The 1,325-nt window shown below is 64.8% G+C and carries 1 protein-coding gene and 1 other annotated feature; the gene reads right to left on the reverse strand.

Annotated elements, in window-relative coordinates:
* Positions 1 to 30 precede the first annotated feature (30 nt).
* A protein-coding gene (locus ACYVHX_RS12830) for an IS3 family transposase (RefSeq protein ID WP_236022150.1) occupies positions 31 to 1,268 on the reverse strand; the annotation gives its coding sequence in 2 pieces (ribosomal slippage) (positions 31 to 995 and positions 995 to 1,268; 1,239 coding nt in all).
* Positions 862 to 996 (reverse strand) — a sequence feature (AL1L pseudoknot). (Overlaps the previous gene by 135 nt.)
* Positions 1,269 to 1,325: the final 57 nt, after the last annotated feature.

A 1,325-nucleotide genomic window follows, 5' to 3' on the forward strand; every position in this document is an offset into this window, starting at 1 on the left:
TGTCAAGTGTCGAGTTTCGTAGAGAGTGCTTTAGTTGGTTTTGGACAGGGCAAGTGAGGGCTGACGGGTCGCCCAGTACGCACCCTCGATCTCGGCCGGTGGACGTTGATCAAGCTCCCCGTGGAGGCGGCGCTCGTTCCACCAGTCCACCCACTCAGCGGTCGCGATCTCGAGATCATTGATCGACTGCCAAGGGCCAAGATTGCGGACGAGTTCGGCTTTGTAGAGCGAGTTCAGCGCCTCGGCCATCGCGTTATCGTAGCTATCGCCCTTGGACCCGACGGACGCGACGGCGTCGCATTCCGCGAGCCGGTCGGCGTAGCGAATCGCTCGATACTGCACGCCCCTATCGGAGTGATGCGTCAGCCCGGTCAGATCATGGCCGGCTCGCTGGCGCCGCCAGATCCCCATCCGGAGCGCGTCGAGTGCGAGATCGGTGTAGAGCCTGGTGGAGACCTGCCAGCCGACGATCATGCGCGAGTACACGTCGAGCACGAACGCGACGTACACCCACCCTGAGAAGGTGCGCACGTAGGTGATGTCCGCGACCCACAACTCGTTCGGGCGAGTCGCGATGAACTGCCGGTTCACCAGATCGAGCGGGCGGCCGGTCTCTGGGGCCGGTTTCGTCGTCCGAGGGCCCTTCGCCCGGGATATCCCACGGAGTCCGAGTTGTCGCATGAGGCGGCGCACCGTTGATTCCGCGACGCGTTCGCCCTCGCGCCTCAGCGCGGCGTGGATCTTCCGCACCCCGTAGACGCCGTAGTTGTTCTTGTGGATACGGGCGATGTTCTCGCAGAGGTCACGGTCTCGGAGTTCACGTTCCGAGGGTGGCCGGTGCTTTGCCGCGTAGTAGCTGGATGGGGCGATCTGAGCGGGTGTGTCTTCGAGAGCCCGGCAGATCGGCTCGACCCCGAACTCGGCGCGATGCGCGTCGATGTACGCGGTCTTCTCGCTCATCGTGAGGGGCGGTCGAGCTCCGCCGCGAAGAAAGCCGAGGCGGACTTCAGGATCTGGTTCGCGCGGCGCAGTTCCCGGTTCTCACGCTCGAGCTCTGCGATACGGGCCGCGTCGTCGGTGGTTGTGCCGGGGCGGAGGCCCTCGTCGATCTCCGCGTTGCGCACCCACTTCCGGAGCGTCTCGGGAAGGAGATCGAGTTGCTTCGCGATCCGGGTGATCGCGCCGTCACGAGTCGCGGGGTTCTTGCGGGCCTCGAGCGCGAGGCGGACTGCGCGTTCGCGGATCTCTGCGGGGTATGGGACGGGCATGATGCCGGGGGTTCCTTTCGGTACAGGATTACCCTCCATCAAACACGACACGATTCA

The organism is Larkinella ripae (assembly GCF_054780775.1).